16 protein-coding genes are annotated in these 19174 nt (G+C 41.1%); all 16 read left to right on the top strand.

Going from position 1 to position 19174, the window contains the following annotated elements; all coding sequences use genetic code 11:
• The first annotated feature begins 60 nt into the window (after positions 1 to 60).
• The 16 genes from CR194_RS05385 (at position 61) to CR194_RS05460 (ending at position 19029) form a co-directional block, all read left to right on the top strand.
• On the top strand, positions 61 to 1524 hold the full coding sequence (locus CR194_RS05385) for a S8 family peptidase (RefSeq protein WP_233254238.1): 1464 nt from the start codon (positions 61 to 63) through the stop codon (positions 1522 to 1524).
• Between the two features lie 609 nt (positions 1525 to 2133).
• A complete protein-coding gene (locus CR194_RS05390; protein ID WP_110608581.1) occupies positions 2134 to 2418 on the top strand; it encodes an acylphosphatase in 285 nt (94 codons plus the stop codon).
• A 189-nt stretch (positions 2419 to 2607) separates the two neighbouring features.
• Complete coding sequence (locus CR194_RS05395; protein WP_110608582.1) at positions 2608 to 3333, top strand: YheC/YheD family protein; 726 nt, start codon at positions 2608 to 2610, stop codon at positions 3331 to 3333.
• Positions 3334 to 3390: 57 nt separating this feature from the next.
• The gene (locus tag CR194_RS05400) at positions 3391 to 4113 is read left to right on the top strand and encodes a YheC/YheD family protein (RefSeq protein WP_158282176.1); all 723 of its coding nucleotides are present in this window, start codon (positions 3391 to 3393) and stop codon (positions 4111 to 4113) included.
• A gap of 665 nt (positions 4114 to 4778) precedes the next feature.
• The gene (locus CR194_RS05405; RefSeq protein ID WP_110608584.1) at positions 4779 to 5822 is read left to right on the top strand and encodes a M14 family zinc carboxypeptidase; all 1044 of its coding nucleotides are present in this window, start codon (positions 4779 to 4781) and stop codon (positions 5820 to 5822) included.
• Between the two features lie 425 nt (positions 5823 to 6247).
• The gene (locus tag CR194_RS05410) at positions 6248 to 6928 is read left to right on the top strand and encodes a class I SAM-dependent methyltransferase (protein ID WP_110608585.1); all 681 of its coding nucleotides are present in this window, start codon (positions 6248 to 6250) and stop codon (positions 6926 to 6928) included.
• Between the two features lie 44 nt (positions 6929 to 6972).
• Positions 6973 to 8169, top strand: coding sequence for an aminotransferase-like domain-containing protein (locus CR194_RS05415; protein WP_110608586.1), 1197 nt, complete (start codon positions 6973 to 6975; stop codon positions 8167 to 8169).
• A 159-nt stretch (positions 8170 to 8328) separates the two neighbouring features.
• Positions 8329 to 8706 (top strand): VOC family protein, encoded by a 378-nt coding sequence (locus CR194_RS05420; protein ID WP_110608587.1) that lies wholly within the window; start codon positions 8329 to 8331, stop codon positions 8704 to 8706.
• Between the two features lie 50 nt (positions 8707 to 8756).
• Positions 8757 to 9308: an alpha/beta hydrolase gene (locus CR194_RS05425; RefSeq protein WP_110608588.1), complete on the top strand. Its 552-nt coding sequence runs from the start codon at positions 8757 to 8759 to the stop codon at positions 9306 to 9308.
• 284 nt (positions 9309 to 9592) lie between these two features.
• On the top strand, positions 9593 to 10537 hold the full coding sequence (locus CR194_RS05430) for an alpha/beta hydrolase (protein ID WP_110608589.1): 945 nt from the start codon (positions 9593 to 9595) through the stop codon (positions 10535 to 10537).
• A gap of 257 nt (positions 10538 to 10794) precedes the next feature.
• Positions 10795 to 11550: an IclR family transcriptional regulator gene (locus CR194_RS05435; RefSeq protein WP_199228123.1), complete on the top strand. Its 756-nt coding sequence runs from the start codon at positions 10795 to 10797 to the stop codon at positions 11548 to 11550.
• 219 nt (positions 11551 to 11769) lie between these two features.
• Positions 11770 to 13095: an FAD-binding oxidoreductase gene (locus CR194_RS05440; protein ID WP_110608591.1), complete on the top strand. Its 1326-nt coding sequence runs from the start codon at positions 11770 to 11772 to the stop codon at positions 13093 to 13095.
• Between the two features lie 16 nt (positions 13096 to 13111).
• Positions 13112 to 14461: a (Fe-S)-binding protein gene (locus tag CR194_RS05445; RefSeq protein ID WP_408640735.1), complete on the top strand. Its 1350-nt coding sequence runs from the start codon at positions 13112 to 13114 to the stop codon at positions 14459 to 14461.
• The gene (locus CR194_RS05450) at positions 14454 to 15905 is read left to right on the top strand and encodes an FAD-binding oxidoreductase (protein WP_110608593.1); all 1452 of its coding nucleotides are present in this window, start codon (positions 14454 to 14456) and stop codon (positions 15903 to 15905) included. Before CR194_RS05445 ends, CR194_RS05450 begins: the two co-directional genes overlap by 8 nt.
• A 90-nt stretch (positions 15906 to 15995) precedes the next feature.
• Complete coding sequence (locus CR194_RS05455; RefSeq protein WP_110608594.1) at positions 15996 to 18185, top strand: malate synthase G; 2190 nt, start codon at positions 15996 to 15998, stop codon at positions 18183 to 18185.
• 91 nt (positions 18186 to 18276) lie between these two features.
• Entirely contained in the window at positions 18277 to 19029 is a 753-nt protein-coding gene (locus CR194_RS05460; RefSeq protein WP_199228139.1) for a fumarylacetoacetate hydrolase family protein, read from the top strand.
• Positions 19030 to 19174: the final 145 nt, after the last annotated feature.

Genomic DNA, 19174 nt, shown 5'->3' on the forward strand with positions numbered 1-19174 from the left:
AGAATATTCTAAAAGTTCATACTTTAGTTATTCAGAATTCAATAAAAAGGAGAGGTTAACATGAATTCATCAATTAAATTAGTTATTTCTTTTATGTTGATGCTAGTTTTACTTTTACCAACGGGAATGTCAAGTCAAGCATTAACAGGTAATCTTAATCTTGATCTAGAACTTGATACCGTGATTGATTCTAACCTCCTTCAGGTTTTGGAAGGCGGAGAAGTTGCAGAAGTGATTGTCACATTTCATGGTGACGAGGGGGTAGATGCCACGGAATTGTCCTTATTAGAGGACTTAGGACTATCAAAAATTGCTACATTTGAAAGTCTTCCTATGGCTGGTTTGGTAGCAACGAAAGGTCAAGTTGAAGCACTATCAGAACTTGATGAAGTATTATCGATTTACTTAAACGAAGAATTAGAATATTTTAATGCAGATTCTACTGACTTAACAAGAGTAGACGAAGTGAGAACGGATGAAGAGATGCGTCAAAAGAATGGTGGACTTCCGGTTTCAGGAAGTGGTGTTGGCGTGGTTGTCAATGACAGTGGTGTCGATGGTACACATGGTGATCATAAATTTGGGAACAATCTCGTACAAAATGTGTTAGCTTCAACGAATCTTAGCAGCTTAGATAATGGAATTTTTCCAGTAACCTATATTGAAAACGTAGTGAATACGGACACCAATTCAGGTCACGGGACGCACGTAGCCGGAACAGTCGGTGGAACAGGTGCAAAATCTTCTGGGAAATACGAAGGAGTAGCACCAGGTGCAGATTTGATTGGTTATGGTTCTGGCGCTGCCATTCTAGTTTTAGATGGTATTGGTGGATTTGACTATGCGATTACAAATCAGCAGCGTTATGATATCCGTGTGGTGACTAATTCATGGGGTGGTTCTGGAGATTTCGACCCTTTCCATCCAATTAATATAGCGAGTAAAAAAGCATATGACCGCGGAATTGTTAGTTTATTTGCAGCTGGAAACAGCGGGCCAGAAGAAAATACGCATAATCCTTATGCTAAAGCACCTTGGGTTATCTCAGTTGCAGCAGGCAATAAAGATGGAACACTCGCTGACTTTTCATCCAGAGGTACTGATGGAAAAGGTGGAACGTTTGAAATGGATGGTGAAGAGTGGGAATGGAAAGATGAACCTACGATCACTGCTCCAGGTGTTGATATTATTTCTACAAGAGTAATTGCGCCATTGTCTGCTCTAGCAGTTCAAGATGATGCAGAATTCATCGATCCTGGCCACTTGCCTTACTATACCACGATGAGTGGGACTTCAATGGCAACACCTCATGTTGCAGGGGTTGTAGCATTAATGTTGGAGAGTAATCCAAATCTGTCACCAGGAGAGGTGAAAAAGATATTGCAAGAGACTGCTACACCAATGGAAGATCGAGCATCATGGGAAGTAGGCGCAGGTTATGTGGATGCTTATGAATCAGTAGATCAGGCCTTTAATTACAATGAAGAAGAAAAAACAAAAGGAAATAGCAAAGGAAACCGATAAATTCTCAGAGCGATTCACCTTCATAGGTGGATCGCTTTTTCCGTAGGGACGGTTCTCGTGGCTGAGAATAGGTAATACATCTAAAAATGTATAAAATGAGTTTTATTAATAAGGACTCTGATAGAGATACTAACTCAAAAATCATAACCATTTCCAGTTTCACCTAAGCCACGAACCACTCTCTTTAAGAAGAAAGGGGGGGTTTCGTAGCCAATCTAATCTTAGCTTATAGGGATTGAAGTTACTAAGGCTAGCCAGAAGAACCGTCCCCCTGGTCTAACCCCATAAGAAAACTCACGAAAGGACTTATTTAAAAGAGAAAAGTCTAAACAATTGGTGTATGAATGGAATAGGATAAGATTAGGAAAGAAGGACTGACTAGCAAAAACTATTATATTGAAATGCAGACGTAAGAAAAACAGTATAGAAGTTATGAATTAATTTTTGATTTCACAGAAGTAATTGCCTTCATAAAAAAAGAGTGAATTTAAATGAAACCTCACGCTAGATATCTAGGTTCTTGCACTACATGACTTTTCTAGTAACCTGCGTAGGTAAGCGATGTTCACATGGAAGTGGATTTCACACATACTTCCAAGGAGGTTATAAATGGTACGCTATTTTATTAAAGTGAAGGGAAAAGTTCAAGGCGTCGGCTTTCGGAAATACACAAAAAAAGTAGCCAGAAAATATAGTATTGTCGGATGGGTTCGTAATGTGAATGATGGAACAGTAGAAGCTGAAATCCAAGGTGAAAATGAGGACGTGGATCACGTCATAAAAGCATTGCATAGAGGAAGTTCTTCTTCTAAAGTGCACTCGGTGGAAGTGAAGAAAAAGAAAGGTCTGAAAAACTACAATTCTTTCAAGATATTATATAACTCAAAAGTATAATTTGATGCTAAGGCTGGCGAAATAGGGGGGATGAACCCTATTTCGCCAGCCTTTATTTGATATAAATCCATAGTATTTAGTAAATTACATTCTTCCCCTCCATAATATGCCCTTCCTAATTCCACCTTCAAGAATAAACTAGTAAACGAGAACCGTAATCATAACAACGTTGGGAGGGAGGGGGATAGAATGAAAATAAATGGTAGAAACAAATGGAAAATGTATCTTGCCATGAAAAAAAACAAGAAACTTAGCAAGTATCTTGTTGATACAAAGTTATGGTCGAAAATAAACTTTTATACGATGCTATCGAGTTACAAATCAATTGTAGTGAAGCCAAATAAAGGGTTAAAAGCGAAGAATATATACTTTATATGTGAAAAGGAAGAAGGCTATGAAACTCAAATATATGAGAGGAAATACTCTTTCTTAAATAGAGAAGAAGTCTATAAATTTATGCAAGGTAAGATAGGGCAGGTCACCTATATTATTCAAAAACATATAAAAATGGCAAAAATAGATGGAAGACCTTTTGATATTCGGGTCATTATTCAAAGAAAGTCATTGTCTTCTCCTTGGACAGCAACGGCTTATAAAATAAGAGTTGCCAAAGAAGGTAGGAAGGTAACTAATGCCAGTAAAGGAGGGACTATTCTAACCTTTAAGGCAGCAATGAACAGGTGTAATATTCCTAAACATATAAAGAAGAATTTACTAGGACACATCAAGGAACTCTCCACCCTAGCATCAAAAACGTTAGGACCTTATTATTCCAATAAGCGTCTTTTTGGCATCGATATAGGAATAAAAGAAGATGGATCTCTTCACATATTTGAGATCAATCGCAGCCCGTTGTTAAAAGGTTTCTCTAGACTCCAGCAGAAAAGGATTAGCAGGTATAAAAGAAGGAAGTAGGTTCCTTTAATATCATTTATTATATTTTCATTACTAAAAAAAAGGAGGATGTTAAGAATGGCAGTGCGATTAAGAGGAAGAAATAAATATAAAATGTATTTAGCATTGAAACAAAATAAATCTCTTGAACCGGCTCTTCCTCACACAATGATGTGGAGTGAAAATAACTTTGTAACTATGTTAAGAAACTATCATTCAGTAGTCGTTAAACCAAACAATGGAAAACAAGGACAAAAAGTATATTTTGTGAAAAAAGTTGGCTCCAAATACGTAGTCTATATTAATAAGAAACGTAAAACATTTAAAAAAAGAAAAAGCGTTAGTAACTATTTGAAAAGGGTAACGAGTAAAAGAAATTTTATTATTCAACAAGAAGTGGATCTTGCAAGAATTGATGGAAAACGATTTGATTTTAGAATTATCGTTCAACGAAAGAAGAGGAACCTTCCTTGGGTGGTAAATGGGGTGATTATCAGAAGAGCAGGTAAGGGCTATAAGGTAACAAACAGACATCGACATGGGGTTATCATACCAGTAGAAGAAGCGAGAAAGAAAATCCCCTTTGATGAGAAAGAAGTAAAGAAGATAGCTCACCTAGCAGCGGAGACATTAGGACGATCTTTTCCAAATCAAAAGATCTTTGGTGTCGATATAGGATTGCAAAAGGATGGTTCTCTCTATATTTTCGAACTAAATCGCTGGCCTATGTTAGGAGGATTTCGAAGCTTGAAAGATAAAAGCCAAATAAAAAGAATTATGGCTTTCAAAAAAAGTGGATAAAAGAAAGGAACTTGAAGGCGAAAGTAGATAGAATTCTCATTTCGAATTTGTTCGCATGCCCATTGAAATAATTGATCAACACTTTGAAGAAAAAACTTTAGATAAGCAGCCATTGAGAGTATTAAGTCCAATGGTTGTTTTTTGTATGATAAACCGCAGGGACGGTTCTAGTGGTTAAAAACAGAAACTTCGCCTAGTGAAAAATGCATAAACCGGAAGAACCGTCCCCCTGGTTAGAATACATATTTATTCAAAATCAGACATTTTTATTCGATGTAAATTACCTATAAAAAAGAGAGTAAGAAGAGTATTTTCCTCGTATGACAAATACTAACACGGCTTACGGACAAATAAGAGAAGAAAGGGCTTGTGGAACAATTACCCAATTTGTTTAGAAAATAAGCAGTAGGAAAGAACGGTTAATTGTGTCTCTTTCTATGACTTTAAACATGCTAAAAATATATATAATATACTTAATTTGATAAAAAATACCTATTCTGAAAATTCAGAAATTCCAAACGTTCGGTGGGTTTCTATCGAACTATATTATCGATACCATTAAGGTACACCTAGACTATGAGATATAGATTAGTCAAAATATTTGAAAAGGAGGGAAATTTTTTTGTGTTAGTCGTTTTATAAAAAAAAGAGGGGATTGATGGTAATTGAAGAAAATTATTCTGTCAACTTTAATCTTTATACTTACCTTTTCGACTTTCGTTTTGCCGGTAGGGGCTGTTGGGCAAGGGCCTAATTATAATGGGAATGAAACAATTAAGAATGAAAGACTAACGAGCAATGAAGATTTAATAAAAGAAGTGGAACGTGCTGCTAGCCGTTCTGAGAATATTGAATTAGAAATCATTGGACAATCAGTAAAAGGGAGGGATTTACCGCTTGTTAAGTTTGGAAATAATCCAGACAATCCCACGATCCTTTTCCTGACACAGCAACATGGAAATGAACAATTAGTTACCGAGGCGGCACTAAATGTAATTAAAGGTTTGTCAAATAATAATCGGCATAATCGTGAACTGGCCGATCAAGTCAATGTCTTTTTTGTCCCTCGCTTAAATCCAGACGGTGCTGTAGGGGACGTAGACTTTGATATCTCTAATCATTTAGCAGGAGGACAATCAACGCGTGCAAATGCTGTGGGAGTAGATTTAAACCGGGATCATAGTACCCTGGAACAACCGGAAACTTACGCGTTGCATCACAATGTTTTAAGAGCGTACGATATTGATTATCTCGTAGATTTCCATCACCAGGGAGCCCGATCAGCCATTGATGATCAATTAGTATCCGGATCAATTCTGTATCCAACAAACCCTGGAGTAGACCCGGGAGTTACTGAGATGTCTAAGCAATTAGGGAAAATCATGTATGATGCTGTTGAAGACCGTGGGTTTGGTCTTCTTGGAAAATATAATGGCGGTACTGCAAATACAATAGCCCGAAACGGATTAGCCTACGAATATGGTATTGCTACTTTATTATTTGAAATGAGAGGGATGTCAGACCATCCAAGTGCTACCACTATTCTCGGTCAAAAAAGCAACGGTTATTTAATTCAACAAGGTGTCGTATCCATGGAAGCTGCTATCGATGCAATAGCTGATCGCTCAATTAATGAAGCTGATACAAGTTTCTGGGATACACTGGAGGTTCAAAGCTTTAAACCTTTTGAAGAAGAAGAAGTAGAATAATATATATATTCACAGTTTCAAGGAGTTGTTTCCAAAGCCTCTTTAGCTAAAAAAGAGCTAGGAGATTTTGAACTGAAACCCGAATAATGGACACTTAAAAAAGTGCCTCATTATTCGGGTTTTTATGTTTTTCATAAGAAAAACCCGTTTAAAAATAGTGAGCTTTATTCCAACGATCTCACATTCGTTCAATTCGTTCCTATACAATGTTAAAATAGACACAGACCTTCTTAACCACAGGGACGGTTCTAGTGGTTGAGTGAGACATAACAAGCAGTGAAGACATTCCTTATAGTACAAGATGATTGGTTCTCGGATCTCATCTAATCGTCACTTTTAAGGAACAATTAAACTGGGATTAACCAGGGCTAGCCAGGAGAACCGTCCCTCTGGTCACCCCCCAGGTCACGGAAGGTAGTGTGAGAATGAGTCATTTTGATTGGCATAAGGAAGCGAAGAGTTTGTGGGATGATAAGGCGGACTTTTGGAATCAGAGCAGTAAAGACATGTGGGAAACGGGTAGCCGAAAGTCCATTGTTCCATTTATCCAAAAGCACTTCCCGAAAGGTAGTTTCATAGCCGATTTAGGTTGTGGCGATGGGTATGGCACGTATAAATTAGCTCAGGCAGGTTTTCGCGTGACGGGGATAGACTTATCGGAAGAAATGATTGAGAAAGCGAAACGAGAAGAGAGAAACAACCGAATCACATTTGTCCAAGGAGACCTTACAAAACTCCCCTTTGAAGAAGAAACCTTCTCCGGATTAATGTCCATTAATGCGATCGAGTGGACAGAACATCCGCTCCAAGCCTTGAAGGAGATGCACCGCGTATTAAAAAAAGATCATTTATTGTGCGTAGGAATCCTCGGGCCAACAGCAGCGCCACGAGCGAACAGTTATAACCGCCTTTACGGTAAAACTGTCGTTTGCAATACGCTGATGCCGTGGGAACTGGAACAATTAGCCCAAGAAAACGGTTGGGAAGTCATCGACGGGCAAGGCGTCTTCAAACGAGGAGTCACCGACAGCATGGTCGCTCAATTATCAAGGGAATTGAAACAATCCCTCACATTTATGTGGCTCGTCATGTTAAAGAAACGATAGTGAACTCCCACCCCAACATACGTATGGAAAGGTGATTGATAGAAGTGAATGCAGAATCTTTTTTTTCTAAAAACATAAAAGACGCACTGAAAAACGATCCACCGGGTTCGTGGATGCCAACGCTGCCAGAACAGTGTATTCGATTAAGCTCTGGGTTTCCAGCACCTTCTCTTGTCCCAGTGGATCAACTAAAGGATGCAGTAGCCAGCTTACTTGATGAAGAGGGCGATTTACCGTTGCATTACATCGGTAGCCCTAAGGTGGAAAAACTAACAGGACAGATTCAAGACATGATAAAAGGACACGACATTCATGTGGCGGAAGATGAACTGTTAATCACATCTGGCGCTTGTCAGGCCATAGATCTGATTGCTCGTGTCCTCATTGACGAGAACACAGTTGTTGCCATTGAATCACCAACGTACATGGAAGCACTAGAAATTTTTCAAAACTATACAGACCAATTTATTAGTATTCCCATCGATGAGCACGGCCTACAAACAAGCGTTTTAGAAGAGGTCCTTGAGGATCGGAAAAATAAAGGGCTACCTTTTCCTCGTTTGTTATATACCATCCCTACATTTCAAAATCCAACAGGGACCACCATGACCACGGAGCGTCGGAAGCGTGTGTTGAGGCTTGCTTCTGAGTACGATTTTCTCGTTTTAGAGGATGATGCCTACAGAGAATTATACTTCGATCAACCGTCTGTCCCCTTAAAAGCGATGGATCGTGAAGACCGGGTTCTTTATGTTGGTTCTCTATCTAAAGTGGTCGCAACTGGCATGCGAATTGGCTGGGTAGCGGCCGCGCCTGAATTTATTAAGGCTTTGGACTGGTTTAAGAAGGATTTGGGCCATCCCTTTGGGCAAGCGACGATGGCGACGTTTTTAGAAAAAACGGAGATGGCGAAACGACTCAACACTTTACGAGACACGTACGAAACGAAATGTGAGGCGTTAATTTCAGCACTGGAGCAATACCTTCCTAAACAGGTTTCCTGGTACGTCCCCGGTGGCGGTTATTTCGTATGGGTCCATATTGCAGGAGTGGACACGACCGACATGTTAACGGAGGCTCTCTCTAAAGGCGTCTCCTATGTCCCCGGCGAATACTTCTTCTTACATTCACATGAAGGAAAAGAGTACCTCCGCCTATCCTTTAGTTACGCCAATCCAAAGGAAATAGACGAAGGAGCTCAAAAATTGGGTGAGGTAATTAAGGAAGTTCTAAAAAAGTAAGAGACAGATTTTATCAATAATTCAATCTTATTCCTGATTTCCTATTTCTGGGATCAGGAATTTTGCTATAATTATTAGAATATTTTAAAAATAAACTCGAGTAACAACCTTTTTAAAAATGTAGGGTAGTAAATACTCACACAAAGGAGTGGGAAAAAAATGATTAGTAAAGTTGGGCAAATTATGGTGTATGTAAATAACCAAGATGAAGCCGTGAGTTTTTGGACTGAAAAAGTCGGCTTTAATGTCATTGCAGATGACACTAACGGTGAAATGAGATGGATTGAAATGGCACCAACAAAAGGGGCAGAAACAACTATCATTCTTCACAATAAGGAGTTGATTGCTAAAATGGCTCCAGAATTGAACCTCGGTACACCTTCGCTAATGTTTTTCTCAGACAGCTTTGACGAATTATATACCGATTTGAAAAATCAACATGTCAAGGTAGGTGAAATCGTTAAGATGCCTTCTGGTAGGGTTTTTAACTTTGCTGATCATGAAGAAAATTACTTTGCAGTCATGGATAAAAAGTGATCTGATAAGATGACTTTTTTACGGTAATCAATACAAGGGGGAGTTAGAACATGAGGAAACGGATTTTATTCATTCATAGTGCGGGACCCCAAGACCTTAACCAAGGTAGTAGTGGGCTGAAGGTCTGTTTACAAAAAAACCTGGGTGAGGAATACGCATTACTAGCTCCAAAGATGCCTGATCCAGAGAACCCAACATACGCGCTTTGGAAAGCTCAACTTGAAAAAGAATTGGCTTCATTTGAGGATGAGATCATTCTTATCGGCCATTCTTTGGGCGGTTCGGTTTTGTTGAAATACCTTTCAGAGGGACCATGCGAACAACCCATTTCCGCTTTGTTTATGATTGCTTCCCCATACTGGGGAGTGGACGATGATTGGCGTAAGGAGGATTTTAGGTTGCAAGATGATTTCGCTGCAAAACTCCCACACATACCACAGATTTTCCTTTATCATAGCCAAAATGAAGACATAGTGCCGTTTGCACACGTTGAACACTATAAGGAAAAACTTCCACTGGCAAAAATTCGAATAATCGATGGAGCGGAACATCTTTTCGATGATGGATTGCCTGAACTTCTCACCGATCTCAAAGAATTGTAATTATTCGTTTGTCACAGTTTATCCAATTGCAGCAATTGGTGTTTTGACGAAAAACAGAAGAAGAAATGCTCAAATGTTATTTTTTTCCCCACATTAATCACAAGCCGAAATAACTTTAAAACACTTGATAACTCCTTTTTATGATCTCCCCTAACCGAATGGTCTTTGCATGGAAGTCTTTTTTTCTGTGGCCAAAAGCGACTTATGGTAGAATTTTAGTAGGAAAACATAACTGTGAAATGATTCAGCTTACCTGCACCAGTTAAATGAACGGGGAGATAGAAATGAAAAAATTAAAGACGGTTCTTGGAGTTACAGCTAGTCTTCTTGTGGTTGCCTTTACGTTTGCAGCTGATTTCTTTTATGGAGAAGCGGTTGAACGGGGAAGAGAAGTGGAACTGCATAGAGAAGAGATAGCCATACCTGCAATGGTGACAGCAGAAAATGAGCAAATCATCGACGAAGCAGCGGAGTGGTATGAGAATCAATCATTTGAAACCATGACCTTGACGTCATACGATGGTCTCACTTTGGAAGCCGATTTTCTCGCCAATGAAGAAAGCACAGATCAAGCGGTGATCCTTGCCCATGGCTTTCGAAGTCAGCGGGCAGACATGGGAGATTATGTGCAATTTTATTACGATCAAGGGTTTGATATCTTAATTCCTGACTCTCGGGGCCACGGGGAAAGTGAAGGGGATTACGTCAGTTTCGGTTGGCATGATCGTTTGGATTACCTTGACTGGATCAATGTTTTGATTGAGAAAACAGGCAGTAGCTCAATTTTTCTCCATGGGCATTCTATGGGCGCAGCGACCGTACTCATGACGAGTGGGGAAGAGCTGCCACCGCAAGTGAAAGGCGTCATTGCAGATAGTGGCTACACGTCAGCAGAAGATATTCTTTCTTATCAACTAGAGAATTTGTACAATCTGCCACCGTTTCCGATGATCCCAGTGACGAGTGGAATGACTAAAATCAGGTCCGGTTTCACATTTGGTGAAGCTTCTGTCATTGACCAGGTTGCGAAAAATACGCTCCCGTTACTTCTCATTCATGGAGAAGCAGATGAGCTTGTTCCCACATCGATGACCGAAGAAATTTATGAGGCAGCGGGCGGTGACAAAACCTTGTGGCTAGTCCCAGAAGCAGGTCACGTCAAATCCTACTCCACCTCAACCACCGAATACCAAGAACGATTAATGGAGTTTATTAACCGGGAAGACTGACCAGAGGGACGGTTCTTCTGGTCCATGACCGAGGGGACGGTTCTTTTGGTCAACTGCAAGGTCCGAGGATAACACAATTCAACGATTTTACTGATTGAAAAGATCTCACAAGAAATTTCTAGGCCTAAAAGGTTGAACCGCAAGAACCGTCACCTTGGCGACCTTTGGCGAGGGTGCGGCGAGAAGAACCGTCCCCATGGCAACAAAATATGTTATAATTCACAATTATACAAACGGACGCATAGTGGGGGATGAACATGGTTAAATCAGTCGACAGGGCATTAAGGATCATTACGTTAGTCAGTCAGAAAAAAGACGGGCTTGGAGTCACGGAAATTGCAGAAAAAATTGAGTTGAACAAAAGCTCTATTTTCAAATTGCTGAGAACGCTTATGGATCATGGTTATATCGAGCAGGACGAAGAGACTAAGAAATATAGACTGGGATATAAGTACATTGAATTAAGTTCGATTTTGCTAGAATCAATTGATTTGCGTCCTCAAGCTAAGCCCTTTCTTAAAGAGTTAGAGACGCTGACGAATGAAGTAATTCATTTGGTCGTCTATGATCAAGGTGAAGCCTATTACATTGAAAAATTAGAAGGGAACGAAACGCTACGTACCCATTCCAAAGTAGGTAAAAGAGTGTCATTTCACGCAACTAGTGTGGGAAAAGTGTTGATTGCTCATATGGACGACCAAGAAGCAGCTACCATACTTGAGAAAAATGGCTTACCGAAACATACTGATAATACAATTACAGATAAAGAGAAGTTACTTCAGGAATTGCAGAAAATAAGAACTCAAGGCTTTGGAGTTGAAATTGAAGAAAATGAAGTAGGGATCACTTGCATTGCTGCACCGATTTTTGATCATAGAGGGGACATCACGGCCGGAGTCAGTATATCTGGACCATCGACGAGATTAACCGAGCCACGATTAGAAGAAATCAAGACGATCCTTATTGATCGCTGTAATAAAATATCCCGTCGGCTAGGTTATACGGGTGTGTAAAAATAAGATAAAAGTTGATATTTTCAGAAAATTATTGAAATGAATGCCAATTCATGCTTTAATAAAGGTAATTCACATCCCAAAAAGGGAGATTGTGGGAGTTAAGACAACGAAATTAGACAGCTAAGAAAACTTAAGCATAAGTGAGGTTGCTTAAAAGTTTTTTTTGGCCTATTTAAGAAACGTGGTTTCCTAATAAGAAACGAAAGAGGTGTTCACTTGATTAGTTCAACTCTTATAGCTGAATTTGCCTCCTTTTTACCTGAAAATAAAATAAAAGTAAATGACAGTGCAGATCATCCTTTAGGAAATGGTGGAAAGGTAACTGTCTATCCCAGTTCACTGGACGAAATTGTAAACGTTGTCAAGTATGCCAATGACCATGACAGAAAAGTAACGGTGGTCGGAAGTGGAACAAAAAGAGGATTTGGTGGACTGGACAAACCCGCCGATATTTTACTGTCGCTAGAAAATTATTCAGGAATCATCGAACATACCGTTGGGAACATGACGTTAACGGTAAAGGCCGGCACGGTATTCAACCAATTACAACATTACCTAAAAGACCATAAGCAAAAGGTGTCACTAGATGCAGCATGGCCAGATCATGCGACGATCGGCGGAATCATAGCTGCAAATGACAGCAGTGCGAAGCGTCTCGGCTATGGTTCAGCGAGAGATGTCGTCATTGGTCTGAAGACGGTCTATCCAGATGGATCGATTATCCGTTCCGGGGGCAAGGTCGTTAAAAACGTGGCAGGCTATGATATGAACAAACTTTTTGTTGGTTCAATGGGAACTCTTGGGGTGATCGCTGAAATCACGATGAAACTTCGTCCCTTGCCTAAAGATGAAACGCTTGTTTTATTGACCGTCGAGAACGACGATTTAGAAACCATTCGATCGTTTGTCGTCAGTCTCTTAGATACACAATTGGAGCCCACTTCTCTTGAATTGTTAGCTCCATCATTATCTGAAAAACTAACGCAGATCCCAAAGTACACATTAGCGATGAGTTTTGAAGATGTTGAAAGCTCTGTTGCTTATCAAGAAGACTTTTTGAAAAAATTAAAGCCTGCTCAAACCACCATGAATGTTCTCAAACAAGAAAATATGGAACACTTTTGGAATCGTTTTTATACGATTGGACCTAACGGAGCTGTCTCCAATACAGGTGATGAAACCGTTGCTTCGATCAAAGTATCAGTAAAAAATTTAGACGTTCTCGAAGTGATTAAAGAAAGCAATAGATTAAGAGATTCACATAATTTAGACGTAGAAGCACATGGCGGACTGGGACACGGTATTTGTCAAATTCATGTAAAGGGAGCGAAGTCAGATGTCGTTTCAGCCATTCATCATTTGAGAGGTGTGGCTGAAAAATACGGCGGACACGCGGTTATTAAACATCTACCATACAAACTTCGCCAAGAAATAAATGTTTGGGGAGAAAACCCTCCTTACTTTTACCTGTTGGACGGGATCAAAAAACAAATTGATCCAAAAAGAACCCTCAACAACACTCGTTTTGTAGGAGGAATATAACGTGAGTTTAAAAGAAATGATCAAAGACCCTACCTGCACGACGAAGAGTTTAACGAACTACAAGTGGAAGGAACATCCTGATGAGGAGAAATGGGCAGATTGTGTTCATTGTGGATTGTGCTTAGAAGCTTGCCCGACCTACGAAATTACCGGACAGGAGCAACACTCTCCCCGAGGACGAGTCCATTTGATCAAATCCGTTGCTGAAGGGAAATTGGAAGTGAATGAACGGTTCATGGATCCCGTCTTTACTTGCTTAGACTGCCGAGCCTGTGAAACAGCTTGTCCAGCAGATGTGCAAGTAGGCGGACTTATCGAAGAAGCGCGAGGACAAATTCGCCAAGCGATGCCGCTAAGTGGATGGAAAGGAATGGTCAGTAAAGTCTTTCTGGAAGGGCTCTTTCCTTACCACAACCGGTTAAACAAGCTGGGCAGCTTATTGGGGATTTATCAAAAGAGTGGCATGCAGAAGGCCGTTCGGAAAACAGGGTTGATGAAGGTCATGCCGCAACACTTAGTGGACATGGAAGCGGTCATGCCAAAGGTAAACCCTCCAGCTCGGAAAAAATATAAAAATCAAGAGGTTATTAAAGCGAAAAACGAATCGAAACAAGAGGTGGCCTTTTTAACTGGTTGTATCATGGATGTGATGTTCAGTGACATCAATGAATCAACGATCAACGTATTAACACGGAATGGAAGCGATGTGACCATACCGAAAAATCAAACGTGTTGCGGAGCATTACATGTTCATGCCGGTAACCGTGAGACAGGAAGAAAGCTTGCTAAACAAAATATTGAAGCTTTTAAAGACGCAGACACGGTAGTCGTAAACTCTGCTGGGTGTGGATGTATGTTGCAAGATTATCCTGAGTTGTTTCGTGAAGAACCAGAGTGGCAAGAAAAAGCAGAACAGTTTTCCAAGAAAGTTCAAGATATTTCTAAATACCTTTATGATACAGGCTATGAAACACCTTCAACGCCATTGAACAAAAGAATCACGTATCATGATGCTTGTCATTTAGCCCATGGCCAAAATGTTCGAGAGGAGCCACGGGATCTCCTTATTAATATTCCTGGCGTAGAAATGGTCCACATGCCAAATGCAGATCGATGTTGTGGGAGTGCTGGGATTTATAACATTACGAACCCGGAGATGGCAGGCGCTGTCCTGGAAAGCAAAATGGAAAACGTGCCTGAAGATGTTGAAATGATCTCCATGGGGAACCCAGGTTGCATGCTGCAAATGGCGATGGGTGTTGAAAAATATGGACGGAATCAAAAAATCGTTCATACTGTTCAAGTTCTTGACTGGGCTTATAAACAAGATGATGAGCAAAAGGAAAGGGGAGTGCCAGATGGTTAAAAAATTGAAAACAAACGATAAACATATTAACAAGTTAGCTCGTCTGCTCACCGGACCCAATGCCATTTTGTACCATAAAGAGGATTTATTAGCCTATGACTGTGATGGATTTACGATTCATAAGCATTTGCCAAGAGCTGTCGTTTTTCCAAAAAACACAGAAGAAGTAGCCAAAATCGTCCAATATTGTGCGAAGCATCAACTGCCATTTCTTGCCCGGGGCGCCGGTACAGGCTTGAGTGGAGGAGCGACTCCCCTCAATAACGAAGTCATTATTAGCCTTGTTAGAATGAAAAAATTGATCAGTCTAGATGTGGAGAATAGGCGGGCAGTCGTGGAGCCAGGTTATATAAATCTTAAACTAACAAACTCCATCTCTGATAAAGGTTATTATTATGCGCCAGATCCATCCAGTCAGTACGCCTGTACGATCGGTGGAAATGTGGCAGAAAATGCAGGCGGAGCGCACTGTCTCAAATATGGGGTAACTACCAACCACATATTAGGTTTGGAAGTCGTGCTACCCAATGGCGAGATTATTCACCTTGGCAACGATGGCATTCCTGACACCCCAGGCTATGATTTAATCGGTCTCATCACAGGGTCAGAGGGAACGTTAGGAATTGTCACGAAAATTACCGTACGCATTTTGAAAAATCCCGAGGAAAAACAGACAGTCCTTGCTTACTTCGATGATGTTGAGGATGGCAGTCGGGCGGTGTCGGACATTATTTCTACAGGGATTGTCCCGGCCGCGATGGAAATGATGGATAAAACAGCCATTGAAGCCGTGGAAGCAGCTGCCTTCCCAGTCGGTCATCCAAAGGATATTGAAGCTGTTTTACTCATTGAGGTAGATGGCATTTCCGCTGGAATAGAAGAACAGATCACAGACATTCTTAACGTATGCACGAGTAGAAATGTCCGCGAAGTAAAAGTAGCTGAAAGCGAACAAGAAAGAGCTAGATGGTGGGCGAACCGAAAAACAGGGTTTGGCGCCATGGGAGCCATTTCACCAGACTATTTAGTGCAAGATGGTGTCATCCCAAGAAGTCGATTACCTGAAGTATTATCGAGAATCAACCAAATCAGTGAAGAGAGCGGTCTCCGAATTGCGAATATTTTTCACGCGGGAGATGGGAATCTTCATCCTTTAGTCCTTTTTGACGCCAATAAGCCGGGGGATACGGAGAAAGCACTTGAAGCAGGCAGCGCTTGCTTGAAAGTCTGCGCAGATGTGGGGGGAACGATCACTGGAGAGCACGGTGTCGGGATCGAAAAAATAGAAGAAATGCGTTTTGTTTTTAGCGATAGTGAAATTAATGCTCAAACGGAAGTAAGAGAGGTCTTTAATCCGGACAATCTATTGAATGCCGGCAAGCTTTTCCCTTCACCAGGGCGTTGCGGCGAGGTGAAAAAAGCGATGAAGGCGGTTATTTCATAAATAGCGAGCAGCCCTTACCTTCGGAAAATGTAAGTTTGATATATGTGTAACGGAAAAGCGCTTTAAAAAAATAATAGGAGGTCATGACAAATGACACAAGATTACGTGAAGGTTGGCAATTTGCAAGTAGCGAAAGAGCTTTATGACTTTATTAATGAAGAAGCAATCCCAGGTAGTGAAGTAAAAAGTGAACACTTTTGGTCCCAAGTAGATTCATTGATTCACGAGTTAACTCCAGAAAACAAAGCGTTGTTACAACGTCGCGAGGAGATCCAACAAGACATCGATTCTTGGCATAAAGAACATAAAGACAGCTTTGACTTTGACAAATATAAAACCTTTTTAGAAGAAATTGGTTATTTAGAGCCAGAAGTAGAAGATTTTCAAATTACAACGGAAGGGGCCGACCCAGAGATCACTCATCAAGCAGGGCCGCAATTGGTTGTTCCTGTAAATAATGCTCGCTATGCGATTAATGCGGCCAATTCACGTTGGGGAAGTCTATACGATGCTCTTTACGGGACAGATGTGATCTCTGAAGAAGATGGGGCTACTCGTGATGCGAAGTACAATCCTGTTCGCGGAGATAAAGTTATTTCATTCGCAAAGGACTTCCTTGACCAAGCGGTTCCTTTAGCAAATGGGCTGCATAAAGACGCGGAGGACTATGTGATTGACAAAGGAAAGTTGGTTATAGCCTTAGAAGGGGGAAGTACCACCGTTTTAAAGGATGAATCGGCATTCGTAGGTTATCAAGGCCATAAAGAAAAACCTGAAGCAGTGTTGCTAAAAAATAACGGGTTACACATTGAAATTCAGGTTGATCCTGATCACCCTATTGGTCAAACAGATAAAGCAGGCGTCAAAGATGTTTTGATGGAAGCAGCCTTAACAACGATTATGGATTGTGAGGATTCGGTCGCAGCCGTTGATGCAGAAGATAAAGTACTCGTTTACCGCAACTGGTTAGCGCTGATGAGAGGCGACTTGTCGACAACTTTTATGAAAGGCAACAGAGCGATTGAACGAACATTGAACCCTGACCGTGTGTATTCATCAGTAGAAGGGAAAGAATTCACGCTATCGGGCCGATCCCTCATGTTTGTCCGTAACGTTGGCCATTTAATGACGAATAATGCTGTTCTAGACAAAAATGGTGAAGAAGTTTACGAGGGAATGTTAGATACGGTGTTTACTAGTTTACTAGCGAAACACACCCTCTTAGGAACGGGCCAGTATCAAAACAGCTCCGAAGGTTCGATTTATATTGTGAAGCCTAAAATGCACGGGTCTAAAGAAGTTGCTTTTGCTAATAAACTCTTTGACCGAACGGAAGACCTCTTAGGCCTTAAGCGTAACACGCTTAAAATAGGTGTGATGGACGAAGAGCGGCGAACCTCGTTGAACTTAAAAGCGTGTATTCGAGAAGTGAAAGAAAGAATCGTATTTATTAATACTGGTTTCTTAGACAGAACGGGGGATGAAATGCATACCTCCATGAATGCAGGTGCGATGATTCGAAAACATGAGATGAAAGCTTCTACGTGGCTGCAAGCTTATGAAAAATCAAATGTAACAACCGGTCTTTCCGCTGGTTTTCGAGAGCGTGCGCAAGTGGGTAAAGGCATGTGGGCCATGCCTGACTTAATGAAAGCGATGGTTGAGCAAAAAGGCGGACAGCTTGAAGCTGGTGCCAATACGGCGTGGGTCCCATCCCCAACAGCTGCCACGTTACATGCCTTGCATTATCATGAGATTGATGTCCCGTCTATTCAAGCGAAGATTAGTAAAGAAACGACAGATTATAAGGATGATATTTTACAAATACCTGTCGCGAAAACGTATGATTGGAGTTCTGACGAGGTTCAACAAGAGCTGGATAATAACGCTCAAGGGATTTTAGGCTATGTTGTTCGTTGGGTTGAGCAAGGGGTTGGCTGTTCTAAAGTTCCAGATATTAATAATGTTCAATTGATGGAAGATCGTGCTACTCTCCGAATTTCAAGTCAACATATGGCGAACTGGTTACACCATGGCATTTGTACGGAAGCACAAGTCAATGAAACGATGAGACGGATGGCCAAAGTGGTCGATGAACAAAATGCAGGAGATCCAGAATATCGACCAATGGCCACAGACTATGATGGTTCAGTCGCATTCCAAGCAGCGTGTGAGTTAGTTTTCAAAGGATGCGATCAACCGAGTGGCTATACAGAGCCAATCTTGCACCGCCGCAGAATTGAGCACAAAGCCAAAGTGAGCGAAAAATCTTATAAATAATTGGATGTCTCCCCTCAGTTGAAATGTAGACGATCGTTTCTTCTAGGGGGGGGTATAAATGACCGGAGAACTTACACAAGGAGCTGATTTTTTGAAATTCATAAGATTTACTGTGAATGAGAACCTTTATAAAGGTGTGTTAGACAATCAAGAGATCCAAGAAATTTCAGGTGATATCTTTGGCCAGTGGGAATACACAGGTGAGACCTATTCATTAAATGAAGTGAAGCTTCTTGCGCCATTGGAGCCGAACCACATCATTGGAATCGGGGCTAATTATGTTGCAAAAGTAGCTGATCGACCAGATGGGCTACCGGAGATTCCTGTGTTTTTCTTTAAGCCAAATTCATCTGTCATAGGCCCGGAAGAGAGCATTGTGATACCAGGCGCTTTAGATGAAGTGAAGTTTGAGTCTGAATTGGCGGTGGTGATTGGAAAAGAGATGAAAGATGTGGCTGAAGCAGATGTTTTAGACTATGTATTTGGCTACACCGTGGGCAACGACGTGACCGCTCCCCAGTTCTTTCGAGAAGATGGGCATTGGATGGTGGGGAAATCCTTTGATACGTTTACACCGTTAGGACCAGTCATCGAAACGTCCCTTGATCCATTTAACGTGAATGTGGAAGCGCGATTAAACGATGAAGAAAAGCAAAACAGTGCCACTGAATTAATGATTGTTCCCATTCGGGAGATGCTCTCGTACCTTTCAAGTGTGATGACATTGAAACATGGCGATGTGATTTTGACAGGAAGCCCTCTCGGAGCTGAGTTTGTAAAATCAGGTGACAAAATAGCGTGTGAAATCAAAGGAATCGGCACACTGGAAAATACCTTCGTCTGACCGCAGGGACGGTTCTTGCGGTTCGTATGACCAGGGAGACTGACCAGAAGAACCACTGACCACAGGGATGACCAAGGGGACTGACCAGAAGAACCGTCCCCATGGTTTCCTTGGTTTGATCAAGCTGTGGAGGTGATGTTTATAG

Source organism: Salipaludibacillus keqinensis (assembly GCF_003226325.1).
GTDB classification, from domain to species: domain Bacteria; phylum Bacillota; class Bacilli; order Bacillales; family Salisediminibacteriaceae; genus Salipaludibacillus; species Salipaludibacillus keqinensis.